The organism is Sphingomonas faeni, assembly GCF_003053745.1.
GTDB classification, from domain to species: domain Bacteria; phylum Pseudomonadota; class Alphaproteobacteria; order Sphingomonadales; family Sphingomonadaceae; genus Sphingomonas; species Sphingomonas faeni.
On the sequence record NZ_QAYE01000009.1, the window covers coordinates 108,971 to 130,978 of the forward strand.

General features: G+C 62.2%; 26 protein-coding genes. 3 read left to right on the forward strand and 23 right to left on the reverse strand.

Annotated elements, in window-relative coordinates:
• Positions 1-19: 19 nt before the first annotated feature.
• The 9 genes from C8J25_RS16320 to C8J25_RS16355 form a co-directional block, all read right to left on the reverse strand.
• Positions 20-1,357, reverse strand: a complete 1,338-nt coding sequence (locus C8J25_RS16320; RefSeq protein ID WP_107955444.1) for a site-specific integrase — start codon at positions 1,355-1,357, stop codon at positions 20-22.
• Positions 1,358-1,520: 163 nt separating this feature from the next.
• Positions 1,521-1,853 (reverse strand): hypothetical protein, encoded by a 333-nt coding sequence (locus C8J25_RS16325; RefSeq protein ID WP_146173363.1) that lies wholly within the window; start codon positions 1,851-1,853, stop codon positions 1,521-1,523.
• 85 nt (positions 1,854-1,938) lie between these two features.
• Positions 1,939-2,127, reverse strand: a complete 189-nt coding sequence (locus C8J25_RS16330; RefSeq protein WP_107955446.1) for a hypothetical protein — start codon at positions 2,125-2,127, stop codon at positions 1,939-1,941.
• Position 2,128: 1 nt separating this feature from the next.
• A complete protein-coding gene (locus C8J25_RS16335) occupies positions 2,129-2,317 on the reverse strand; it encodes a hypothetical protein (protein WP_107955447.1) in 189 nt (62 codons plus the stop codon).
• Positions 2,317-2,469 (reverse strand): hypothetical protein, encoded by a 153-nt coding sequence (locus C8J25_RS20810; protein WP_167397739.1) that lies wholly within the window; start codon positions 2,467-2,469, stop codon positions 2,317-2,319. The genes C8J25_RS16335 and C8J25_RS20810 overlap by 1 nt, the downstream gene beginning before the upstream one ends.
• On the reverse strand, positions 2,466-2,921 hold the full coding sequence (locus tag C8J25_RS16340) for a hypothetical protein (protein ID WP_107955448.1): 456 nt from the start codon (positions 2,919-2,921) through the stop codon (positions 2,466-2,468). Before C8J25_RS16340 ends, C8J25_RS20810 begins: the two co-directional genes overlap by 4 nt.
• A gap of 111 nt (positions 2,922-3,032) precedes the next feature.
• Positions 3,033-3,365, reverse strand: coding sequence for an Ogr/Delta-like zinc finger protein (locus tag C8J25_RS16345; protein ID WP_107955449.1), 333 nt, complete (start codon positions 3,363-3,365; stop codon positions 3,033-3,035).
• A complete protein-coding gene (locus tag C8J25_RS16350; protein WP_107955450.1) occupies positions 3,362-3,820 on the reverse strand; it encodes a hypothetical protein in 459 nt (152 codons plus the stop codon). The genes C8J25_RS16345 and C8J25_RS16350 overlap by 4 nt, the downstream gene beginning before the upstream one ends.
• Positions 3,821-3,855: 35 nt before the next feature.
• The gene (locus tag C8J25_RS16355) at positions 3,856-4,137 is read right to left on the reverse strand and encodes a transcriptional regulator (protein WP_107955451.1); all 282 of its coding nucleotides are present in this window, start codon (positions 4,135-4,137) and stop codon (positions 3,856-3,858) included.
• 89 nt (positions 4,138-4,226) lie between these two features.
• Here C8J25_RS16355 and C8J25_RS16360 point away from each other — a divergent pair, with 89 nt between their 5' ends.
• A complete protein-coding gene (locus C8J25_RS16360) occupies positions 4,227-4,706 on the forward strand; it encodes a helix-turn-helix domain-containing protein (protein ID WP_167397740.1) in 480 nt (159 codons plus the stop codon).
• Between the two features lie 498 nt (positions 4,707-5,204).
• Complete coding sequence (locus C8J25_RS16365; RefSeq protein ID WP_107955453.1) at positions 5,205-6,323, forward strand: GTP pyrophosphokinase; 1,119 nt, start codon at positions 5,205-5,207, stop codon at positions 6,321-6,323.
• Between the two features lie 23 nt (positions 6,324-6,346).
• Here the strand turns inward: C8J25_RS16365 and C8J25_RS16370 are convergent, their stop codons facing one another.
• The 9 genes from C8J25_RS16370 to C8J25_RS16410 all read right to left on the reverse strand — a co-directional run bounded on the left by C8J25_RS16370 (position 6,347) and on the right by C8J25_RS16410 (position 13,432).
• A complete protein-coding gene (locus tag C8J25_RS16370; RefSeq protein ID WP_107955454.1) occupies positions 6,347-7,378 on the reverse strand; it encodes a contractile injection system protein, VgrG/Pvc8 family in 1,032 nt (343 codons plus the stop codon).
• Entirely contained in the window at positions 7,375-7,761 is a 387-nt protein-coding gene (locus C8J25_RS16375; protein WP_107955455.1) for a phage tail protein, read from the reverse strand. Before C8J25_RS16375 ends, C8J25_RS16370 begins: the two co-directional genes overlap by 4 nt.
• Entirely contained in the window at positions 7,761-10,247 is a 2,487-nt protein-coding gene (locus C8J25_RS16380; protein ID WP_244187162.1) for a phage tail tape measure protein, read from the reverse strand. Before C8J25_RS16380 ends, C8J25_RS16375 begins: the two co-directional genes overlap by 1 nt.
• 1 nt (position 10,248) lies before the next feature.
• Positions 10,249-10,368: a GpE family phage tail protein gene (locus C8J25_RS16385; RefSeq protein WP_056063779.1), complete on the reverse strand. Its 120-nt coding sequence runs from the start codon at positions 10,366-10,368 to the stop codon at positions 10,249-10,251.
• An 8-nt stretch (positions 10,369-10,376) separates the two neighbouring features.
• Positions 10,377-10,721: a phage tail assembly protein gene (locus tag C8J25_RS16390; RefSeq protein ID WP_107955456.1), complete on the reverse strand. Its 345-nt coding sequence runs from the start codon at positions 10,719-10,721 to the stop codon at positions 10,377-10,379.
• A gap of 62 nt (positions 10,722-10,783) precedes the next feature.
• Complete coding sequence (locus C8J25_RS16395) at positions 10,784-11,293, reverse strand: phage major tail tube protein (RefSeq protein ID WP_107955457.1); 510 nt, start codon at positions 11,291-11,293, stop codon at positions 10,784-10,786.
• 29 nt (positions 11,294-11,322) lie between these two features.
• On the reverse strand, positions 11,323-12,495 hold the full coding sequence (locus C8J25_RS16400; protein WP_107955458.1) for a phage tail sheath subtilisin-like domain-containing protein: 1,173 nt from the start codon (positions 12,493-12,495) through the stop codon (positions 11,323-11,325).
• A gap of 11 nt (positions 12,496-12,506) precedes the next feature.
• Positions 12,507-12,860, reverse strand: a complete 354-nt coding sequence (locus C8J25_RS16405) for a GPW/gp25 family protein (protein WP_341871542.1) — start codon at positions 12,858-12,860, stop codon at positions 12,507-12,509.
• A gap of 5 nt (positions 12,861-12,865) precedes the next feature.
• Positions 12,866-13,432 (reverse strand): phage baseplate assembly protein V, encoded by a 567-nt coding sequence (locus tag C8J25_RS16410; protein ID WP_244187163.1) that lies wholly within the window; start codon positions 13,430-13,432, stop codon positions 12,866-12,868.
• Between the two features lie 235 nt (positions 13,433-13,667).
• Here C8J25_RS16410 and C8J25_RS16415 point away from each other — a divergent pair, with 235 nt between their 5' ends.
• Positions 13,668-14,528, forward strand: a complete 861-nt coding sequence (locus C8J25_RS16415) for a hypothetical protein (protein ID WP_107955460.1) — start codon at positions 13,668-13,670, stop codon at positions 14,526-14,528.
• 45 nt (positions 14,529-14,573) lie between these two features.
• Here the strand turns inward: C8J25_RS16415 and C8J25_RS16420 are convergent, their stop codons facing one another.
• The 5 genes from C8J25_RS16420 to C8J25_RS16440 are packed head-to-tail and all read right to left on the reverse strand — an operon-like array spanning position 14,574 to position 21,955.
• Positions 14,574-16,931 carry a hypothetical protein gene (locus C8J25_RS16420; protein WP_107955461.1) on the reverse strand — a complete coding sequence of 786 codons (2,358 nt, stop codon included), beginning with the start codon at positions 16,929-16,931 and terminating at the stop codon, positions 14,574-14,576.
• Positions 16,928-19,417 carry a hypothetical protein gene (locus C8J25_RS16425; protein WP_107955462.1) on the reverse strand — a complete coding sequence of 830 codons (2,490 nt, stop codon included), beginning with the start codon at positions 19,415-19,417 and terminating at the stop codon, positions 16,928-16,930. The genes C8J25_RS16420 and C8J25_RS16425 overlap by 4 nt, the downstream gene beginning before the upstream one ends.
• A 3-nt stretch (positions 19,418-19,420) precedes the next feature.
• The gene (locus tag C8J25_RS16430) at positions 19,421-20,422 is read right to left on the reverse strand and encodes a tail fiber protein (protein WP_107955463.1); all 1,002 of its coding nucleotides are present in this window, start codon (positions 20,420-20,422) and stop codon (positions 19,421-19,423) included.
• Complete coding sequence (locus tag C8J25_RS16435; RefSeq protein WP_107955464.1) at positions 20,419-21,072, reverse strand: phage tail protein I; 654 nt, start codon at positions 21,070-21,072, stop codon at positions 20,419-20,421. Before C8J25_RS16435 ends, C8J25_RS16430 begins: the two co-directional genes overlap by 4 nt.
• Positions 21,062-21,955 carry a baseplate assembly protein gene (locus C8J25_RS16440; RefSeq protein ID WP_107955568.1) on the reverse strand — a complete coding sequence of 298 codons (894 nt, stop codon included), beginning with the start codon at positions 21,953-21,955 and terminating at the stop codon, positions 21,062-21,064. The genes C8J25_RS16435 and C8J25_RS16440 overlap by 11 nt, the downstream gene beginning before the upstream one ends.
• Between the last annotated feature and the right edge of the window lie 53 nt (positions 21,956-22,008).

Consider the following 22,008-nt stretch of genomic DNA (forward strand, 5'->3'; position numbering starts at 1 on the left):
GACAAGTGGTTGATTTAACTCACATTTTTCTGTCTCCAGCCGACTTTTCGGCAACGCGGGTTCCGGTAGGGTTCCGGTGCGTCGAGCCCGGAGCCAGCTTCTCGATCTTGGCGATGATGCGATTCAGGGCGCGCACGACGGTGGGGAATTCGCCGATCGCGTAGACCTCGGTCTGGCTTCCGTCGCGGTGGCCCATGAACCCCTCCAGATCCCACTTCTTCGCGCCGTTGTTACGGACGAGGGTCGCGAGGCTGTGGCGCAGCAGGTATGGACGCCACTCGCGGCCGGCAGGCATGTCGAGGTTCGTCAGCATCGTATCCCACGCGCGATCGACGTCCTGGATGGCGCGGCCGTGATAGTTCACAAGCCAGCCCCGGCCGGCACGGTCCGGTATCGGCAGCGCCATGTACGTCTCGTATTCCTCGCGCAGCCAGCGATCGAGCAGCGGCAGCACCGGCAGGACGGCGCGATGCTTCTTGTTCTGCGTGCGCCCTTGCGGGTTGAGGTCGAGCGTCGGCGCGCCCGGCCACCACTGCTCGCGGTCGGGCGCGACGTTGATGTCGACGACAGCACCAGGCCGCGCGATCGTGCAGACCGATGCGACGAGGAACGCGTGAAGCGAACCGCGCTGGCGATCGGGCTCGGCCGCGTAGGCGAACATCTTCGCCAGTTCCTCGACACCGATTCGGGTGCGGCGCTGGCGTTGCACCTGGCGGGCGGGGAGGGGCTTGTAGATCGGTCGCTTATCAGAGCGCGCCGGCTCCGCGTTCGCGGCATGGTTCAAGACGGCGATCAGCTGCGCGATCGACGCCTCGGTCGCGGCTGGTGAGCGCGGACGCGACACGGTGACTTCGCCCTTGCCGTTGCGCCATTCGACTGGCTGCAGCCGGGACCAGGCGCGGAAGGCGTTGACGAAGACGGTGCCGCACGCTGTCGCGCAGCTCGTCGAGTGACCGAACCGACCTTCCGCGCCAAGAGCATGCTCAGCGTCGAGAAACGCCACGGCGTGCGCCAGGCGACCCGAGATCGTGTCAGCCGAAGCGCGCGTGTTGCCCCACTCTATCTTATAATCTGCGATGGCGTCCGTCAGGAGATACGCCTGCGCCTGCGCGAGCGGCTGGCCGCATGCGTGACAGAAGGCCGGCGCTTCGCCCTTGTCGGCAAGGTAGACCTTGTCGAGTTCCAGAATGGCCGCTGCTACGTCGCTTGTAGCCGTCGACGTGCTGCGCTCGCGTCGCGTTCCACTGTCGTACCACCAGATGTATAGGTTGGGGCTCCGAAGGGTTCCGTCTGCCCGTTCGTCATGGGCGAGCCAGTATTTCCCTCTCTGGTAAACCGGCGGAGTGCGTCGCGGCATTGTGTCTGTTCTTTCAGGTAGTCCGCTACAGCGCGATTGATGATGTCGAAGAGCCCGAGGCTTCCGAGTAGGTCGAGGTCGGGAGACTCGATCCGGACGCCTTTCCCGACGTCGGCCGCTCGCATCAGCTTGCGGGACAGTTTGATCAGTGAGGGGGCGTTCATCAGCCCTTCGCCTCGGCAAGCACGGCGCGTAGCTTGGCAGCGTGCTCCAGCATCTTGTTGCCGCGGGTTTCGAGGGTCTTCGCAGTGACGAACAGGTCGAGGTTCGACACGCCACGATCGGCGTTCAGCTTATAATTTAGGCTGCGGACGCAAACGCCTAAGACATCTGCCAAAGCCTTTTTTCCGCCCAAGATCTCGTAGGCGGTTTGAAGCCCCATCATCCGGGGCATTTCGATTGGGAGGCCGCGCTGTTCCCGGATTGGGGAACAGTTGCTCGGTTGTGGCGATGATTGAGACTGGCGAGCTTCGGGGGGAGCGGCGCTGATCATCATGGAGATCCTGTTGGTGCGAGGGGATCGAGCGGTCGCGCCAGCGGCCGTTCTTGTAGAAAGCGTTTCGCCAAGAGCGGCGAGCGGGTCAGAACATGGGCGGCGGGCGTCGCTGGATCGGGTGAAGATCCTTGGCGAGGCAGAGGATGGCCTGTCCGTCGTCGAAGCGGACCGAGGCGAAAGCCTTGCGGACGGCGAGGACGTCGCACTGCTTTCCGGTGCGGCCGAGCCCTTGGAAGAGGGCACGGTCGCCGCCACAGACTGCGACGTCGCCCACGTCACGAGCGAGCCGCTTTGGCGAACGGCGTCGCGGGCAGGGGTTTGAATGCGGGCTCGACGTTGCCGAGTGCCAGCCGGCAGATCCGGCTCCACTGCGGGGCTACCGTCGCGGCGATCACGCCGATCGCCGTCGCGCCTACGCTGCCGAATACGGTCAGCGCTACGCCCGTGAGGACATCGTGCAGCATCAGCGACGCCGATCCGATGTGCCGGCGACGAGCATGACGATCGCGACGGGGATCCAGATGACTGCGAACAGGATCGCCAGGACGATCTTGGCGATGCGACGGCGGCGCATGGCGCGCTCGAGCTGCGTGGCGCTGGTTTCGACGGCGATCACTGGCAGCACTCCACCGGCACGGTGTCGGGCAGGCAGACCGTGCAAGCGGTATCGGTTGCCCAGGCGCACGCGCCATGCTCGTCACTCGTGCAGGGATCCCAATGGCTGCAACCGCAGCCACGGCAGATGCGGGGGTGGCTGTCGACCGGATCGGTAGCAAGCTGGCGGTACACGTCCGGATCGAACGGGAAGACGCTGCGAAGGGCTTCTAGCGTCTCGGGGTGACGTGCCGTATTGCCGGGCGTTTCCAGCACGTAGATCAGGTCGAGCGCAGGTGCGACCTCGTCGGCGTTCCGCGCCAGCATGCCGGCGACTTCCTTGATCGACATGCCAGCCGCCTCGCGGCGCAGGCGGAGGTACACGGCAGGCGTCAGGGCCGCGGCGCTGGCGGTCGCGGCGCGCTCGCCTCGCTGCATCGGCATCGTGAATGTACGCGGGAAAGCGTGCATCATTGGGCATTCCTTTCGGCAAGGGGGTAGCGGCGCCGGAAGCGGGTGCTTCCGGATGGCGGGGGGATGGTTCAGGACGTTTGCGGCCGAGGCCGCGGGGATCAGGTCACGGGATCAGGTCGGGGAAGGCAGGACCTCCGCCGCGTCAGGCTGATCGTCGTTGGCAGGCACCCGCTGGTCATCGTTCGCGGGCTTCGAGCGCCACTGCCCGTGCGGCAGGATCGCTTCCGTGATCGCGGGGTTTGGCTTCATGCTCGGCCGCACCGTCCGGAAGATGCCGAGCTGCGCCACGAAGGTGTGGAGGCAATCGGCATCTTGGCAGACGTAGCGGATCTCGCGCGTGAACACGTCGAGCTGGACGGAGTCGTATGCGATCGAGCGCGTCAGGCAGTGTGGGCACACCGTTGCGGGTACGCGCGGCGTGTAGTTTCTCTTCGTCTTAGTCACTGATGGGTCCCCCCGGTATTCCCCGGCCCGGTCGACATGGCAGGACGAAGGAAACGGGGCAGGCGCCGACGTATGCGGCGCACGACGCCTTCAACCTGCGTTACCTCGACCAGCGCGCGATGGAGATCGAGCGGGGAAGCGCCGGGTTGAACGGCAATGAAAAGAGCGGCTTGCAGATCGCCTGCCTCGCCAATGAACTCGACCGAGTCGTCGATAAGCGCGCGGCGGCAGGCGTCCTGCTGATCAACTTCGATATCGAGCTGATGGCTGAAGGCGTCGCGGAAAGGTGCGTCCTCGCCCCCAGCAAGCCGATGCGCGGTATCGAGAGCGAGGGCCTCCATCAGCGACGGGAGCGTTGGCGTGTCTTCTTTCGCCCACTCGTAGACCGTGCTTACCGATTTACCGACGACCGCAGCCGCGCGTTCGCGACCGAGTTGCGCGAGGACCTTGCCCATAGCGTCGGGAAAGCTGTCGGGAATACGTGGCTTAGTCATCGAGCGGCCTTCGACTGGAAAACCGCGAGGCGATTACAATCGACGCTGCCAATCTCCGCCGCTAACTCTCCGAAGATATCGGGACGAAGGAGGTGACGCGACACGCCGAGCTTACGTTCGATCGCCACGGCCTCATCGGGCTCAGCGCGGCAAGAGCCATTAAGACGCTTGGATATCGCTGGCTGCTTCTTGCCAATGACTATCGCCAGCGCGACCTGTGAGCCGGCGCGCTGAAGCGCTTCATTGAACGCTTGCTGGGGTGTCAGTTGAGACTGCATGCCGCCATATATTCTTAAAAGAATAGATTGGTCAATGCGCAATAGTTGCTGGTCTCTAATTCCTGTTGGAATATTCAATCGGTATGCAAATGAGCGAGCGGATCACTGAACGGCGCAAGGCGCGAGGGCTCTCTCAAGCCGCGCTGGCGAAGCAGGTAGGCGTTACTCAACCGACGATCGGCAAACTCGAAGCCGGTATCAGCGCGCAATCCACCTATATCCACAAGATCGCTCGGGCCCTTGGCACTACCTCCGAGTACCTTACCGGTGAGATCGACGATCCGGGCGAAGATGCGCCGCCACCGAGCGCTAAGCCGAACGCGCAGATCGCCACAATGCAAGTCCTGCTCCCGGATATACGGGCGCTGGAGCGCATGTTTCTTGGCGTTTTAAAGGCTTCGGAAGGGTTGTCGCAGGAAGCTCTCGCGCATGAGCTCGCACGGCTGCTTCCCAAAGGGCTCGGGCTCGTTCGAGGGCCACTCGTGTTTGAGGAGACGGACGTCGGCGGTGCGCGTCCAGACGAACCTGAAGACGGTCATGGCGATCGTCCCGTACGACAGCAAGCATAGCACAGGTGGTTTCACACCGGTCGCATCCACGTTCGCACGCGGGCTGTGACTGGAAGACTGACGCCATATGCTCTACTCATTCTGTTCCTGTTTCGTTCTCAACCGTAAGGCAGGATATCCTACAAAAATAGAGCTTTGTTTATCTAGTCCGAGGGAGCGAGGGGGCGGCAATGATTATCAGGGTGCGGGCAAAGACGCGCGGCGGTGAGATTGGGCAACTGAGCGTGAGCAAAAATCTAGTTACTAAAGATGTGAATGGAAAGTTGGCAAACCCAACGTCGCACGACGGAACGTGACTGCAGTTGTTACGTACAGAAAACGCAATATGCTGATGACGGGACGTGTACTTCCTGATCAACCTGAAAGTTGAGACAAAAATAGCGAATATCAGTCAATGCTATTTTTTGAAGTAAAGCATATTGCCAAAAAAAGAAATTTGGCGCTTTCTCGTCGAGAATAACTTTTGAACAACAATTCACTAATGGTAGGTTTATAAGCATGGCGCGTGATACCTCGACCCCTGTGCGACCGCGAAAAAGACTCGCCAAGGCCGAAGGTAAACTCGAAAAGGAGCCGGGCGCCGGCACAGGAAAAAAAGATTTTCATGCAGAGTACCAAAGACTCTTGCCCCTAGCTACGCGTATTATTGACGGCATTGCGAACCAAATGCCTGCTCTGCTTGCGAAGCATGGAGTGTCTCTTGGTGTGCCTATCGAAAAAAGAGTGAAGGATTGGAGTTCGCTATCGCAGAAGATCGAAGGGCGAGAGCCCAAAAAAATATCTGACATTCAAGATATTGCAGGAATGAGATTTATACTGTTATTTCTCAGAGACCTTCCAGCGCTGGATGTCTTGATCAACGACAACTTCGACGTTGTTAGCTCGGAAAATACGATTGATAGACTTGGGTCGACACAGTTCGGGTATCAGTCAACACATTACATCGTTAAGCTGAAAGATACTTGGTTAGGTGTTCCTAGCTATTCTGATCTTGGCGAAATATATGTTGAGATCCAGGTTCGTACTTTATCTCAACATATCTGGGCGGCTTCATCTCACAAGCTTCAGTACAAGAAGGAGGAGAGTGTTCCTCTACCGTTGCGAAGGACCATTAATAGAATTTCTGCGCTACTAGAAACTGTAGACCTTGAACTATCGAGAGTTCTAGAGGAAAGGGATGCCTACATTGATAGCGCGGGGGTAACAATCAACGATGACGATCCCCTCAACGTAGACCTGTTGCAGTCTTTGCTTGACGAATTATTGCCACCAGAAAATAAGTCGGATGACGAAGATTACAGCGAACTTCTGGAAGATCTATTAACGTTTGATGTGAACACGGTTATCAAACTTCGCGATCTTATAATAAGTAACAAAGAGCACGTGGAAAAGGCTGAGGCTCGTGAGTTGTCACAGCGAGTAGAAGGTGGCCATGTTTTAGGAACTAGTCGAGCACGCATCGACAGGAATGTATTTTTCAACCATATGGGTTTAACAAGAGAAGCGCTAGTCGGACAGTTTGGGCAGTCTGAGGTTGCCAAGATAATAAATCCCCATGATCTGACTTATGACTTCGAGGATGAAGTGGAGGATGCGCATGAAGATCGAGCTGAGTAGCTCTGATATATCGGTACGCCGCATCATTCGCGATCCAGTTTCAATAAAGTCGTATATCCGCGGTCACTGACGGAATGTGCAACTTCGCTAACCAACCAGCCCACCGCATCGATCGTATCTTTGTAACCCGTAACAATAGCCTTTGTCTCAGGATGTATATCCGGGCGCCCTAAGGCAAGCGTTAGTGAAAGCGAAACCGGTTCGCGACCAGCGCGTCCGCTCGCCGCATTCGCGGCAGCCTGTGCGTCGATCTCGTTACCGTAGACGCGAGATAGTATCTTCGCTCCTTCCGCCTGTCCTGCAACGAAGTGCTGACGTTTGCCGGTTTTGCGATCGTGCCACGTTGCCTTCACGCCGGGTACGTCGTCGCGCTTCTGGCGGCTGTACTGATGCGCATCGCCATCGCGCCGGGCGATGGTGACGATGGCGATCGGCTTGCCCGTCGTGGTAACGCCGGCAGATATTGGCGAGAACATGAGGACGCCCCGAGCGATCTTGGCGACCGCGCCACGCTCTCGGCCGAGCCGGCGCAGAAACGCCAAATCGCTTTCCCGGTTCTGTGCCTTCGACTTGATCGCGATCCCGGCGAGACTAGCAGCGCAGCGCGGCGTAAGACCATGATGCTGCGCCACATCGCTTACGATCGTCCCTAGCGTTGTACCGTGCCAGCTCTTCTCTCGCCTGGTCTTCAGGTCGCTAGTGAAGTCGGCCGAGCGCGCGCGGATCGTGATCAGGTCGGGTGGGCCGCCATGCGCGACCTCGTCGACGATGAACCATCCCTTGTCGACCAGGCCCGACGTGACGTCGCTGCCCTGCTTCCAGCCGAGCCATACGTGGATCTTCGCGCCAGTCGGCGGGAGCGCGACGGTGCCGTCGGTATCGTCGATGACCAGATCGAGCTGGTCGGCTTCCTCTCCACGTTTCTCGCTGATCCCCAGCGAGACGAGGCGACGGCGTGGCGGGCGGCCGTTCGGTTGCGGCACCTTGCCTTCTAGGACTGGCGTAATGTCCTTGCCGTCGACAACGACACGAACCGCGGCGATATTGGAGATCATGCTACGTCGCTATCGACGCGAAGTAGGTCGATCGCGAAATCGATCTGCCGCGGCGTACCATCCTGAAAGAAGACTTTGCCGCGGTCGTCGATACCGGTGATAACGTAGGAGCCGTAGACATAGCCGCGCCCGTCGACCAGCGACCAGGCATCGCCGGTGTCCGCCATGCGGCGCAGCTCGTCGATCGAAACCCGTCCGTCCGCGATCTCCAGATAAACTGATCCGGGCAGCGCGATCGTCTCGACGCCGGGGCCGGTGAACTGCGTGGCGTCGCGCGCTCCAATCCTCGTCGACGTGGCGTGCCGCCAGTCGGCACGACGGGCAATCTCATCGAACGCCAGCGTGTCGATCGAGAAAGCGAACAGGCCAAGTGCGAGCAGCATCAGACGGTCTCATAATCAGGGGTGTCAGCAAACGACGAACGGCCACGCGCAGCTGTCTCTCGATCCCGGCGGTCGAGTTCGTCTGCAACGGCGCGGGCAAGCGCCTGGCTGTCTTGTCCCGGCTGCTGGTTGATATGAATCACGTAGCTAGGCGAGGAAGCACCTGCGTTGCCCGCGGGCGCGGACGGCGTGCTGGCGGAACCGGCCACCGCCATCGCTGGGATCGCGCTGCCGGTGACCATCGCCGCGGTAAGGCGACTTGATAGGCGATCCATGCGCCTGACGGGCTCGCCTTCCTGCGCGGCGATGCCGTTCGTCAAGCCGTCGACGATGTGACCGCCAAAGCCCATGAAGACGCGGCTAGGTGACTTAATGCCCAGCGCTTTTCGAAAGGCACCGGAAGCGGTGCTGGCAACGCTTGTGACAGCAGTGACCACCCAGCGCAGCCCGCTCAACAACCCGTTGACCAGGCCCTGCATCATGTGACGGCCGGCTTCGGTGAGGCGTGCCGGCAGTTGAACGCCGAACAGGCTGAGCAGGGCGGCAACGCCGCTGTAGACCAAACCTACCGGGCTGAAGTTGAGCAGCATGCCGGCGACTCCGGCAATGCCACCGGCGAACCCTGCCTTGATCCCGTTCCACACGCCAGCGAACCAGCCGCTGATTGCGCCCCAGTTCGCGTAGATCAGGTAGGCTGCGGCGCCGATCGCGACGATACCGGCGACCACACCAAGGGCGATGCCGATCACTGGCAGCATACCGATACCAAGCGCGCCGGCGGCGAATGCCAGTGCGGAGAACGGCGCGACCAAGCCCGCGATGACGATCGCACCGCCGCCCAAGATGAAGAACAGGCCGGCAAATGCCGCGGCACCTACGGCGATCGCCTTCGTCGCATTCGGATACCGGTTGGCAACATCACCGATCCAGGTCGCAAACGCATTGGCCCGTTTTACGACCGCGTTCACCGTTGGCAGCAGCTGCGACCCGAGCGTGATCGCCAGCGTGGTGGCGTTGATCTTTAACTGCTTGGATTGCTCGGCCGAGTCCTTCATGCGATCGGCAAAGTCGCGATCCGTCGTGCCGCCCGCCTTCGATGCCTCGGCCCGGATCTTCCGGAATTCCTCCATGTTTTGGATCAGGGGGCGAAGGCCCTGCTGCACCTGGGCGTCTTCGAAAAGATACCCCAGCTTCGACAGGTCGCCTTTAAGCGTCTTGTTCGTAAGCTCCGCGATGGCCTCTAGGGGGGTCTTCCCTTCGCTGTACGCCTTTTTCAGCGCCTTCGGGAGATCCACGCCCATCTTTTCAAATGCTTTGTTTGTCGCGGGGGATGCGATCTTCTGAAGGATGTTCGCGAGGTTAGAGCCTGCAGATGCGGCGTCGCCGGCACCCTTGCGAGCGATCTGCAGTCCGGCAGCAAGATCGGCCACGGCACCGATGCCCGTTTGGCCCAGGCCCTGATATGCGGCCGTCAGCGCCGGGAAATACTGCGCCATATCCTTGATCTCGAACGCGCCTGCCTTGCCGGCACTGGCCATGACGTCGATGATCTTTCCGGTCTGCGCGACCGGCACCTTCAGGTTATCGGTTGCGGCGAACGCGGCAGCGGATAGATCCGCGATTTCCGCCTTATACGCCGTCGCCGCTCGGCCGATCGGCGTCATCATCTTCACCGCGTCGGGGACTTTGGCACCGAGACCAGCAAGGGCGTCGACGCCAGCCTGCAGATCCGCTGGCATTTGATTTGCGGCGCGAGCGGAGACCAGTAGGTTGCGGCCGAGCTTATCCGACGCGGCACGCGAAAGATCAGCCTTCTGACCGATATCCGTCATCACCGACTGGTATTCCTGCGCCGCCTTGATGCTGCCGATAAGCGGGGTCGCCATCGCCATGCCCGTGCCGATCGCCGCGGCACCGCCGGCCGCAAGGCCAGTGGCCACGCCCTGCATGCGGGCGAACCGCGCACGGCCGGTCGCCATGCGGCGCTCGCGATCGGCCAAACGACTTACGCGCCGTTCCTGCTCGGCGATCTCTTGATTGGTTTCCCGGGCGCTGTTCCGAAGGTCGCGTTCATGGCGTGCCAGATCCGTCGTAGCGACGCCGGCCTCGCGCAGACGATCACGGAGCGTTCCCAACTCGCGCGTCTCGGCCTGGTGCTGACGTTCGAGCTTTGCGGCCTCGGCCTTCGCCTTAGCGAATTCGCGGGTCATCGCACGCGTGGGCTCTGCGGTTTCGGCCATTTGACGGCCGAGCGCCGAAGCATTTTGGCGGGCGGATTGCATCTGCTGCTCGGTCGAGCGCAGGCCAGTTTTCAAGGCACGGAAACCGGCGATGTCGCCCTGCGCACGCTCGATCGCTTTCAGGCTATCGCGGGTCAGCCGAAGCGCCTGCGCCGCCTTCGTCGATCCACCGGCGATAGCGCGCAAAGGGCCGGTGACGCGGTCACCGGCCTCCAAGAGCATCCGAATGCGCAGGTTACGGTCCACGCTATTTTCCTTCGGGATTGTGACGGCGAGCGGCGCGGTTGCGCCATTGCATCAAGTCGGGAACCGCCAGCGCGTCCATCGCGTCAGGTGGCCAATGAAAGACGAAGGCGATATCCGCCATCGGCTCCTCTACATGCTCTGGGAAAGCGCTTCCTTCGTCGCAGTCGGCAGCAAAAAATCGACCAGCACCCCTGCGACCTGCATGACGTCCGCGGGATCCATCGCGTCGATCAGATGAGGATGCAGGATCGGCTGGGTCACGCGTGGGGCCACAAGCGCGACCTGGTTGAAATCCATACGTACCAAGCCCCCGAGATTCGCGCCGCGCAATGCTCCGGCCATCGGCTTACGAACATGAACCACCGTGCCCGCCGGCAGCACGACCTTGTCAGCAACGACGACATCGTATTCGATAGTGATGTCACCTGGTGCACCGGCCGGGGCGGGGGTCGAGTTGTCGTTCTGGTTGTCCATCGTACGTTTCCTGACAGGTCTTGGTAGTTGGTTGGGTCAGCGCGGAAGCGCTAAGGCGGAGATCAGAAGCCCAGCGCGGCGCGATGTGCGGCCATCAGGTCGACGCCACCGACGATCTCGATCATGCCGAGAACATCGATCTCGACTTCGACGACGCCGTTCCACGTCAGCTTGAAGTAGCTGAGCTGGCTCTTGACCTTGAATTCGGTGTCCTCGCCGGGCTTCCATTCGCCCATGTCGACCTCTTCGTGCCGACCGCGCGTAACGATCTCCAAGACGTCGACTGCGCCAGTGTCGTCGTTCTGGAATGATCCGACGAAGCGCTGCTGTACGCCGGCGAGGTTGAGCATGCCGTATTGGCGAAGGATCTGGCGCATGGGACCGCCATACGTCGCCTCCATTTCGAGCGGCTCGCCACCCATGTCGACCTTGACTGCGCGACCCATGCCACCGGCACGGTATTCCTCGAATTTGCGCGCGAGTTTGGGGGGCGTGATCGAGACGGTTTCGCCGATGAAGGCTTCGCCGTCGTTGAACATCATCGTCTGCTTGAGCTTGCTGGGGAACGCCATCGCGTCGACCTTTCGTGGGTGAGGTGGGTTTAGTTGCCGGCGACTAGGCTGGTGAAGTCGGCAAAGAACTCGTCGGAGATCTCCTGCTCGATCCCGAGCGCCTCCAGCGGCGGTACGAAGGTGTAGCGGTAGCCAATGAGCAGCTTGCCAGCCTTCAGCTGATCGACCGGGTTCTTGGCCCCGTCGAACACCGCGACGGCACCGAGGATGCGGCCGGCACGCTTTTCCTGCCGGAATTTCTCGTTGATCTGCTCGACGATGTCCTTCGCCAGACTGGGCAGCAGCGGCTTGTCCATCGCCCACACCAGGCCGAGCGCGACGGTGTCGGCAAGGATCTGTGCGGTGCGGCAGGCGCTTTCGAACACGAAGTCGCTGGCGGGTGCGGCGCAGGTGCGATTGCCCCAAAAGCGAAGTTCGCCCGCGATACGCACGACGGTGACCAGCTGGGACGCGTTCAGTACGTTCGCGTCGCAATCAGCGTCCTGAATATCGAAGGTCACATCTGCGGCCAGGCCGTCGACCTCCGGCAGTGCAACGTTCGACAGCGTCTTGTGCCAGCCCTGCGTCTGGTCGATCGCGGCGCGTGCGCCCATCGCGACGGCCGCGACCGGCACGCCGATGCTTGCACCGTCAGCGCCATAGGGAGCGGTTACGCTGGGCCAGAGCAACGTCAGCTCGCGCGCGTCGGGGAACAGGGCGCGGTGGGCGATGGCCTCGCCGCGGTCGTTGCCGATGGCGTACGCGTAGACGCGGGCGCGGAGCCGCCTGGCGACAGTGACCATCGCCTTCGTGACCACCTCGCTTTCGAGACCAGGTGCGCCGATGATTCGGGGATGCAGGTTCAACTGCGCCGACGCGGTGAGCAGCGCCTGCATGCCGGTTTTCACGCCAGCCACATCGGTACCAACGACCGCGGTCGCCGTCGCTGCCGGCGTAGAACCTGGCGCAACGCGCACCACGACAATCGGCGCGTCGACCTGGCCGGCGATGGCCTTCAGCGCGGCGCGCAGCGTGCCGTCCGCGCCGGCCTTCTCGATCGCGTCGTCCATGTTCGTAACCGCGACGGCAGTATCGAGCGGGAATGCGCCGGCCACCGTGGCTGGCGCGGTGGCGATCAGGCCGATGACGGCGGTGGCGACGGTGAGGATCGAGCGGCGCGAGGACTTCACCTCGTTGACGTTGATCCCGTGGAGGAAGCTCATGTGCGGACCTTTCAGGCGAGCGCCGACAGGGCGCGGACGGTGGACGAGTGGGTAAAGGCGGGTGCGCCGGGCACGTCGGTGCGACGACCAGTGATCGTGAGGACGGCCGACTGGGGGAGTTTTCCGGGCGAAAGCACGACGCGGAAAAGCCGTGCACGGCCCTCCTGACGAAGTAGCGCGTGCGCCGCGGCGGCAATGATCCGGACGCGGCCGAGTTCGTTGTTTGGCTGGTCGATCAGCTTGGGGACTTCCGAGCCATAGTCGCGCCGCCCGCAGCGTGTGCCGACCGGCGTTTCAAGGATGTCGTCGATCGACTGGCCGAGGTGATCCCCGCCAGCGAGGCGCTTGCCTGTATGGCGATCCATGCCGATCACTGCGGTTTCCCCGACAGCCCGCCGCCCGGCTGGACGCCATGGTGGACGTGATCCTTGAGGCTCTTGCCGGCACCGACAACGTCTGTGTCTGCGGTGATCGTGCCGGTCGACTTGATGTTGCCATCGACCGTCATGTCGCCCTTGAACGAGAGGCCACCATCCGCATCGATACGGACGGTCGCGCCGACTGGGAGAATTGCAGTCAGCGAGTGCGACTTCGGATCGTAACCGATGCGTGCGCCGTCCTCGTATTCTGTCAGGGTAGAGGCATCGTTTGCCGGATGCGGATGCGCGTCGCTCGACAGGCTACCGATGATGACGCCGCGCGCAGTGTCGGCTTCGGGTGCGAGAACCATGACTTGCTCGCCAATGGCAGGCGGCGACCAGGTGCGCGTCGATCCTGCGCGGCTCGCAAGCCACGGAATATCACCGGTCGTCAGTTCGTCGGCGAACTGAACGCAGGCGGTGCCGGCAGCATGATCGACCGAAACGATCACGCCTTCGCGCGCAAGATCGCCGATGAGGCGTTGGGTATCGGCATGTTCGACCATAGCGGCGACCATGCGCGGGACGTTCGGAGAGGCGAGGCCCCGCTCTTGTAGAAACACATTCTACAAGAGCGGCGGAACCCTTGCCTCATTACCCGGAGGTCGGTCGATCGAGCGAGGCACGCATGACTGCACGATCGAGTTCCCGCTCACCTTGGTTGCGCGAATGTAGATTTTCATCACGGCTCCGGGTTGCAGTGGCGATTCTCACGCGCAATGATCGCGAGACAAGATCAAGTGGGGCCTACAGATGTTGAACGACGTGATCGTTTTTGAATTCGAGAATAATGATGGCCGCACCGTGTTGCTTGATCCGGCGATCGTTAACGAACTGTGCGAAGCCCTTTCAAATGTAATGCGAACTTTGGTAGAAGCTCTTGGTCAAGGCGAAGCTGATATCAAGTATTACATCGTTGCCGCAGATCGCGGTAGCGTGCGGCTTGCGCTTAAAGGCATCATGAAGCGCTTCAACGGCGAATACGGCGAAAGTTTGGAAAATGCTGCGAATGTTTCGACTCTAATGCAATCTCTGGGGCCTCTTTTAATAACAGCGGGGCTATCCTTTGGCTTTTTCATCTCAAAGGACGACGCGCAAGCACGCCAGAAAACGGTGTCAGTCGAAGTTTCCGCCAACGTTGTTGATAACGCACAGGTCCTGAACGGCATCGATCACCTCGCGCGCACTGCCCTGAGTGCCGGTGCCAACCGCGTTGAAATTCGGGTTCCAGATGAGTCGACTTGCCTGTTGAATGTCGACGCTCCGAACTCTCCGCGTTTTCTCGGCATTCACGCGCAGCCCGTCGATGCACAAGAATTCAAGAACGCCAGGTTGGAGTTGAGCGGCCGCACGCTGGACGTGGAGTATCAGGGGAAGCCGCTGAAGGCGTTGGTCGGAACCATAAAGCCCGCGCCGTATGACACCGGGTCTATAGCGGTAGTCGTAATCTGGGCCTCTCGGTTTGATCCTCCGGAGGACAACGAAGTGGTTGAGGTTTCTGGAAGCTTCATTCCAAATTCAAGCGGCGCGTTTAAGGCCGTAGGCACGATACACCCGTCCGATCGGTCTATTGCGGGTGTCGCAGTTGTTCGGACGCGCCGTTTTGACGGCTGAACCGACAGCCGGAATTGGGGGTGCTGCGGAATAGCAGCACCCCTATTAGTTCGGGTTCAGGATCTCAAACTCCGTAACCACCGGACCGATCACGGTGCCATCCGCGAAAGTCTGAGGGTTCGCTGCCGTGATCTGGTTGAAGTAGAATTTGTTATCGACGGTCGGCGCGAAGTACGTTGAGCGCAGCGGCGCGGTCGCGTCGTCGTATCCCGCTACCTTGCGGGCGCGGAAGATGTAGCCGTTACCGTAGCCGACCAGCTCGCTCGCCTTGTTCGTGAACTGGCTGTACGTCGCGGTCGTCAGATCCTCTTCGTACTGCCCCGGCCGAGGCGGCGAGCGACGCCCCTTCGTGACCATCAGCTGACCTGCATCGTTCTGACGGAAGACGGGGAAGATGCCGGCGTAGATGTAGCTGAAGGTCTGCGCCCCGCTGATGACGAACGTCACCTCGAGCCGCAGACCCTTCACCGTCCATCGCCAGTGCGTGTAGACGTCCGCAATCTTGGTATCCGGGGCGGCATTATCAAACAGCGCCGACGTCATGTAGAACGTCAGTTCCTTGGCGGTGATCGTCTGGGCAACAGCCGGATCGAACTCGCTCCCGTCGGCGAACGCCTTGAACTCGGTCATTACCTGGTTGCCGTGGCTGATGCCGCCCGAATAGTCCGCGCGGCCCGGTTGCATCACCGCCGTCTCGATCTCCGATTGTCGGGTAAGCTGCGCAACGATCGTCTGCAAATAGCTCGCGTCCAAAGATACGTCGTACTGCCCCGAGTTGCGCCAGACGTCGACCTTCGGGCCTTTGGTGAGATCCGTGTTCAAGCTCCGCAAGAATCTCCATGCAGTCCAGCGGGCTTTCGCGCCCGGAACATAGATGTTCATCGAGCCGATGCCGCCATTCGTTGGGGCGACCTTTGCAATCACCAAGCTGTTGTCGCGCGCGATGCTTGCAACCTCTAGCCGGTAGGCACCACCGCCGTAGATCTGGTCCAGTGGCGAAGCCGAGGATCCGCTGGTCGTGTGGCTGAACAGGACGATCTTGTTGCCGCTCTGCCAGCCACTATTCGCGCCTGCAGCCAGATTGTTCACCACCGTTGGAACAACACGGGTCAGGCTGCCGGCAGGCTGGTCGTCCAAGTTGGCGACGATCGCCTGATTAGCGCCAAGCACCACGTCGGCCAGGCCGTCGATCCGATACTCGATGCTGCCCGTGGCGTTTTCCTTCCAGACGCGGCCCTGGCTGATCGAAACCGTCACGGTGCCGTTGCCGTTGTTGACCAGCTTGAAGATGCGGCCGTCGACCGTTCGGCGCGTGCGCAGCGTGCTGGTCGCCAACGCCGAAGTGTCGGGGACCGGCAGGTGCAGCACGTAAGGTCCGCCGCCGTAAATCTGATCGATAGGCAGCCCGGCATCGGTGTTGGCGTTCGCGAACAGCACCAGCTTGTTGCCGCTCTGCCATCCGGCATTCGCAACCGAGGCGGGGTTGCCGACATACGGCACCACCCGCCCCGATGCGTTTACCGCGCTATCGAGATCGACCATCAGTGCCTGCCCGTTGGGGATGACGACGTTGGTGACGCCGTCGATCTTGTACAAAGGATTGCCGGCATTGTTCTCGGCGTACACGCGGCCCTGCGATGCCGAGATCGTCAGCGCGTTAGGTGCTGCGGATAGCGCGTAGATCCGGCCGGTGACATTGTAGCGGGCGCGGCGCGTGTTGAGATCGAGCGGCGTCGTATCGGGGACCGGCAAGTTCAGGCGGTAAGCGCCACCGCCGTAGATCTGGTCGATCGGGAGGCCGCTCGAACTGGTCGTATGCGAGAAAAGCACGACCCAGTTTCCCGACTGCCACCCGACGCTGCCAACGGATCCGAGGTTGACGACAGTCGGCGTCAACCGACCGTTGCTGTCGACGGCACTGTCAAGGTCGACGACCAGCGCCCGATTCGCCGAAAGGACGACGTCAGCGATCCCGTTCACACGAAACGACGGCGAGCCGGCTTGGTTTTCGTCCCATATGCGGCCCTGCGAGGCGGAGATCTTGATCGTGCCGTCGAGGTTGTTGGTCAGCGCATACACCCGCCCATCCGAGATGCGGCGCGCGCGCTTCTCGCTGTTCGCCGTGAGCTGCTTCATCTCGCCTTCAGTGAGTTCGCCGGCCCACGTCAGCAGATCGGCCGCGAGTGTATAGGTACGGCCTGTGATGCCCGCCGTATCGGCCGCCAGAACTTTCACGCGCATCCCTGCCTCGCGGCGCGCAGCTGGGATCGCATCGCGATCGGCTGCTGTGGCGGTCGCACGATAGCCGCCCTGGCCGAACTCTTCGCGGTGGGTGGGATATTGATCAGCCGTATCGAACGGCGTGATCGGAGCCGCGACATTGGTGCCGAGGATAGTGCTCATGCGAAGGTGACCTCAATGGAAGCGCCCGTTTGCGGCGTGTTGAAGACGAGGATGTTCATCGGCACGGTGGCACCGCTGGCGTTGATCACGTCGCGGGTCGTCACGGTGAAATCAGTGAAGCTCAGACCACCGACCTTGACGCTGGTCAGTGCGCCGAGCGCGGCCGGCCAGGCGAAGGTTGGACGTCCGCCGCCAGTCGCATCGAAGATGATCGTGCGGGCGCGAGACGTAGCAAAACCTTGCGAGGGGAACTCGCGAAGGACTGCATTGCTCGGGGCGCTGCCGGCGGAGATGCCGGCGTACCACTTGGGAAGGAAGCGGAGGGTCGCGCTCGCCGTCCTGGTCGCGCCGATCGCGCCGGCCGGCGCGGCGGTATCGGTCGCGGTGAAGTCGAACGTTGTATCCGTCGCAAAGTTTGCCACGACGTTTTTGCCGCGATCGTTTGCGGTCAGCGCTGTTGCAATGCCGCCCGTTCGCATCAGCGTCTGAACGGTGGGCGGTACCCCCTCGATCGTCCAGGCAAGCGCCACGTTTGCGACCGTCGCACCGACCTCGGCAAACACGGGGTTGGCGCTGAACCCACGGACATTCAAACCTGAGTAGTCAAGCCGCGCGATCGCGTCCGAGAGGTCCGCCATTGAATCACGAACCACGCGTGCAATCGCCACGTCCGATGTCTGGTCGCCCCCGCCGATCGCCGTGATAGCGAAGTCGGTCGTTTGCGTGACGGCGTTGGGCAACGCCTGAGCCTGCAGCGCGCTGTCCACGAAGTCGGCGACCGCGAGATCGCCGGTCCCGTCGCCGTACATGTGGAGCAAGTCGTAAGACCCGTCCGCCCTGCGGCGCAGGTTACGCGGCGTGAAACCCTTAGCGACGTCGTCGAGCGCTTCTGGCGAACCGTCGTTCCGATCCTGCAGGAACTTTAGGAAACGCCGGCCATCGGCATGTCGCGCCACAAGTCCGGGGAACATGGCTTCGGTGCGCGCATTGGCGGACTCCATGGCGGTGTATGGCGTGCCAGCACCGCGCGCGAGCCAGTTGTCCCCTTCTGCCGTATTGGCCGACGGGATGATCGGGATCAGTAGGACCCGGCACCCGCGCGCCTGAAGGAATGCGACGATCAGCTTCAGATCGATCCACATCTGCGGATTGGTATAATCCCCGTATGCGTTCGCGACGCCGCTGAAGAAGTAATTGTTGCCGAGCCAGATGACGCAAATACGACCGGGCACGGACAGTTCGAAGTCTGGCACGAACGTCACCGGACCATCGAACGTGATCGCCGTCTGTCCTGGCGCCTGCGTCACAACATAGGCGAAGCTGGCACCGTTCGGCGCGGACACGGTCGCGCGGCGCGTCACGCCGTTGCGCGTGAGGTATCCGCTCATGGCCATGCCCGATACGACGCCCGGATCGCCGGTCGTCAGGAACGCGGCTGGGTTATTGCCGTCGATCACCGCGCCGTTGATAAGCGATACGGCTACGCTCCCGTTCGCCGGCACTGCCCCGGCGAGTGTCAGCACGATCGCCTTCGCACCGACGCGGTAGACCATCCGCCAATCCGACGAATAGCGCGCCACGCTAATCATGAGCTGGCGGTATCGAGCGGACAGCACCTGCGACCACCGATTGAGGACGTCGGTGCTGTCCGTCAGGCTGTTACCGATGAAGGCGTAAGGCTGCGCGAGCGAGTAGTTGGGGAAATCCATGCGTTGCGCCTGGCCATCGAGCGTGACCGTGTAGGTGCCCCACTTGACCAAGTGCCCGGTCGGTCGGCCGGTCGTTTTCCATTCGAGATAGCCGCGCGGGTTTGCATCGCTGTTGATCGCGACAGCGCGGGGGCTGACGATCTTGACGGCAGTCGCTTCGAGGAAGGTGCCGGCCGTCACCACCTGTTTGCGGTAGTTGATGACGAAACGAACCTGCACCTGGCCGTTGGTTGTCGGCGCGCCGAGAGCCAAAGTCTCGGGCAGATACGGCGCGCTGTACGTGTAGCCGATGTCGCCGGATTGCACCTCGGCAACGGTAAGCGTTCCGTTCGCCGGCTGGATCGCGAGGACGTCGCCGGCACGCAGGGCGATTGCAGCTGCCAGCGGGATCCGGCGATCTGTCCGCGTCCCGGTGGTCGCAAACGTGGAGAGGCTCACACGTACCAGCGCGTTGAGCGGCCCGCGGTAGACCGCCAGATTATTGAGACCTGCGGTCCTGTCGAACACGTCGATCGCGACCAGGCTGCCAGGATCCTCGACCAAGTGATGCCAGTAGATGGCACCGATGCCGACCGGCGTGCCGTCGACCAGCGCGACGCCAACAGGGCGGCCGATATAGGCGACGTCATCGACCTTCAGGTTGTCGACGGTGCCCGCAACAGCACCGGCGACCAGACCGGCGACGTTAGCGCGCATTGTTTTTCCGCCTTTGACGACAGGGACCAGCTCGTTGCCGTCCGGATCATTCAGCGCGGGGAGTTCGGAAATCTTCGCCATGGATCAGATCTTCATGATGTAATGAAGGGACAGCGACGGCTGGGTGACGTCGACCGTGACGGTGTGGTCATGCGCCGGCACCGCATCGACGGTCGCGCGCGCGACGTGCGTGTGCATCGGATCGTTGAGCGTGACGCTGGTGACGACGTTGTTCGCGGATCCGCCGGCATCGACGTTGCGCGTCGTGGTGGTCACGGTGCTGCTAGTCGAAGCGTTCTCGACGGCGACGGTCGCGATCGGCGTGTGAGCGCCGGCGCTGCCGGTGTTCAGATCCTTCGACGTCGCACCGAACTTAGTGCCGGCTGGCGCGTCCATCGTCGCGCCCACCGCAACGCGGCCGCGCATGTCGGGCGTCGTGATCTGGCCTTTACCATCGCCACGATCGACGACGCTGCCATCGCAGATTGCCCAACCCTTGGGGACGGAGTCGACCGCGCCGAACCACTGCAGGATCGAGCCGGTTGGCACATGCTGTTCCAGCATAGCGCGAACGACCGCGACGGGCGCGACGCGCAGCGGATCCTCGCCAGCAAGGCCCTCGGTCTTCGTCGCCAGCTCGACCACGCCCTTCTTCGTCGTGGTCGCGGCCGGATTGAGGAAGTTCGTGCTGCCGAACGTCAGGCTGTTGATCGCGGTGGTCGGGAAGGCGAGATCGAGCGGCAGATAGAGCGTGCCGGCGAGCGGCTTCTCGACGATCGGGGTGGGTTGGCCGTAGGCTGCCAGCAGCGTGCCATCGGCAAGGATAAGGCCGAAGCCCCGCACCGTGTAGGTGACCTCTTCCGCGTCCTGGATGACGATATGCACGGTGTTGTCGCCGGCCACGATGCCGGAAACGGCGGTGACGCGGCGAAACTCGCCGGGGAGCGCGGTAAGCGTCGGGGCCGCGATGAAGTCAGCCGCGGTCAGCCCGATCGCGGCGATCGTCAGGTCGATCGGGTCGCCAAGCTGGGCGGAAGCGAAGCGTGTGATCCCCGCTTTCGTGAGGACGAGACGGAGCGCGGTCATAGGCTGGTGTCCAGATAGCTGCCGTCCGTGGCGTCGAGCAGCGGCTCGCCGGTCTCAGTCTGCAGATAGAAATCCCATTCGGGCGAGGTGTCGGCGACCAGGTCCATGTCCTGACGGATCTCGATGAAGCCGCGTGCGACGCCTTGGACGCCGACAGAGCCGTCCAAGGTCAGTGCGTGGACGAGCGTCATGTGTTCGCGCAGCGGCTTTACGCGCGAGACCTCGCGGATGATGGCCTCGGCAAAAGCGGCGGTAGAGCGACGTCCGCCAGGCGCTGTCCCGTTATCGAGGACGAGCGGGAGAACGACTTCGAAAGTGTTCGGCGCACGACGCGGCTCGGCTTCATGCCATTCGACCAGTTTGATGAGCTTGTCGAAGCGCGCCAACACCGTCTCGACCGCGAGACGCGTTCCCTTGATGCGGTGGAATGCATAGGAGGTTGCGGTCGCCTCGCGCTTATCGGCTTCTGACCAGTCCGCATCCCAGCTATCGACCGACAGCCCCCAAGCCAGCCAGAAAAGCACATCGTCCGGGCAGTTCAGCGGATCGTCGATGACGTCGACAGGCGTTGCAATGCTGCCGGCACGTACGCCGGCCTCCAAGGCTCTTTCCAGCGGTGTCGCGTTGGGCGGTAGGAGACTAGTCGTCATAGCCGCCATGCGTGATCGTCAGGGTAGTGCAGAGTGCAGCCTGAGTGCGGTCGCAAACGATGTCGGTCGCGGGCGAGACGATCTCCACGCGCTGAACACCGGGCGTGGTGAGCGCAGCGTTGATGCCGGACAGCGTGACGTTGCGCCCGAGGCGACGTGCGTCGATCAAATACTTATCGAGTTGTTTGCGTGACGTTGCAATCAGCAGTGCGGGGTCGGGACCGGCGAACGTCCAAAGCCTGGCGTCGATGACGAAACGAAGCTGCGTTGCCGCTGCCACGGTGACAAAGTCGCCAACCGGTCGAACCGCCTTGTCGGTAACAATGTCGCGTACCGCTTGCACCAGCGCCTCGGGGGCGGTGCCGTCGCCAGATCGCGACAAGACAGTGACCAGCACTTCACCAGGTGCCGGCGAAATGGCGCTGGCGTCGAGGACGTCAACGCCAGCGTCCTTCGCCCGCTTCACGTAGGCAAGCTCGGGACCGGCAGCGGCAAAGCCTTCGGGACCGAGGACGATCCGCGCGCGGAAGCTGTCATCGTCCTCGTAGACGGTTACCGCGCCGGTGGTGGCGTTGGCCGGCGTGACGACGAGGCGACCGACGCCGATCGCCGCGCCGATATGATCAAGGGTGGCACCGGTGGCGTACGCGAGCAGGCGGCCGACCAGGCGTTCCTGAAAGTCCTGGCGAAGTAACAGTTCGTCGTAAGCCGCGACCTGCATGACCTTCATGGCCGGATCGCTGTCGACGGTCGCGTCGAAGTCCGGAAGTAGCGCCTGCATTCGCGCGACTTTGCGCGCGAGGATCGTCTCATAGTCGAGCTGCTCGACGATCGTCGGCGGATCGAGCTTCGATAGATCGACGATGGCGGTTGTGACGGTCATGGCGCGGGCCATGTCGTCGGCGCGGCGAGGGCGTGGCTATGGCACGCTCTTGT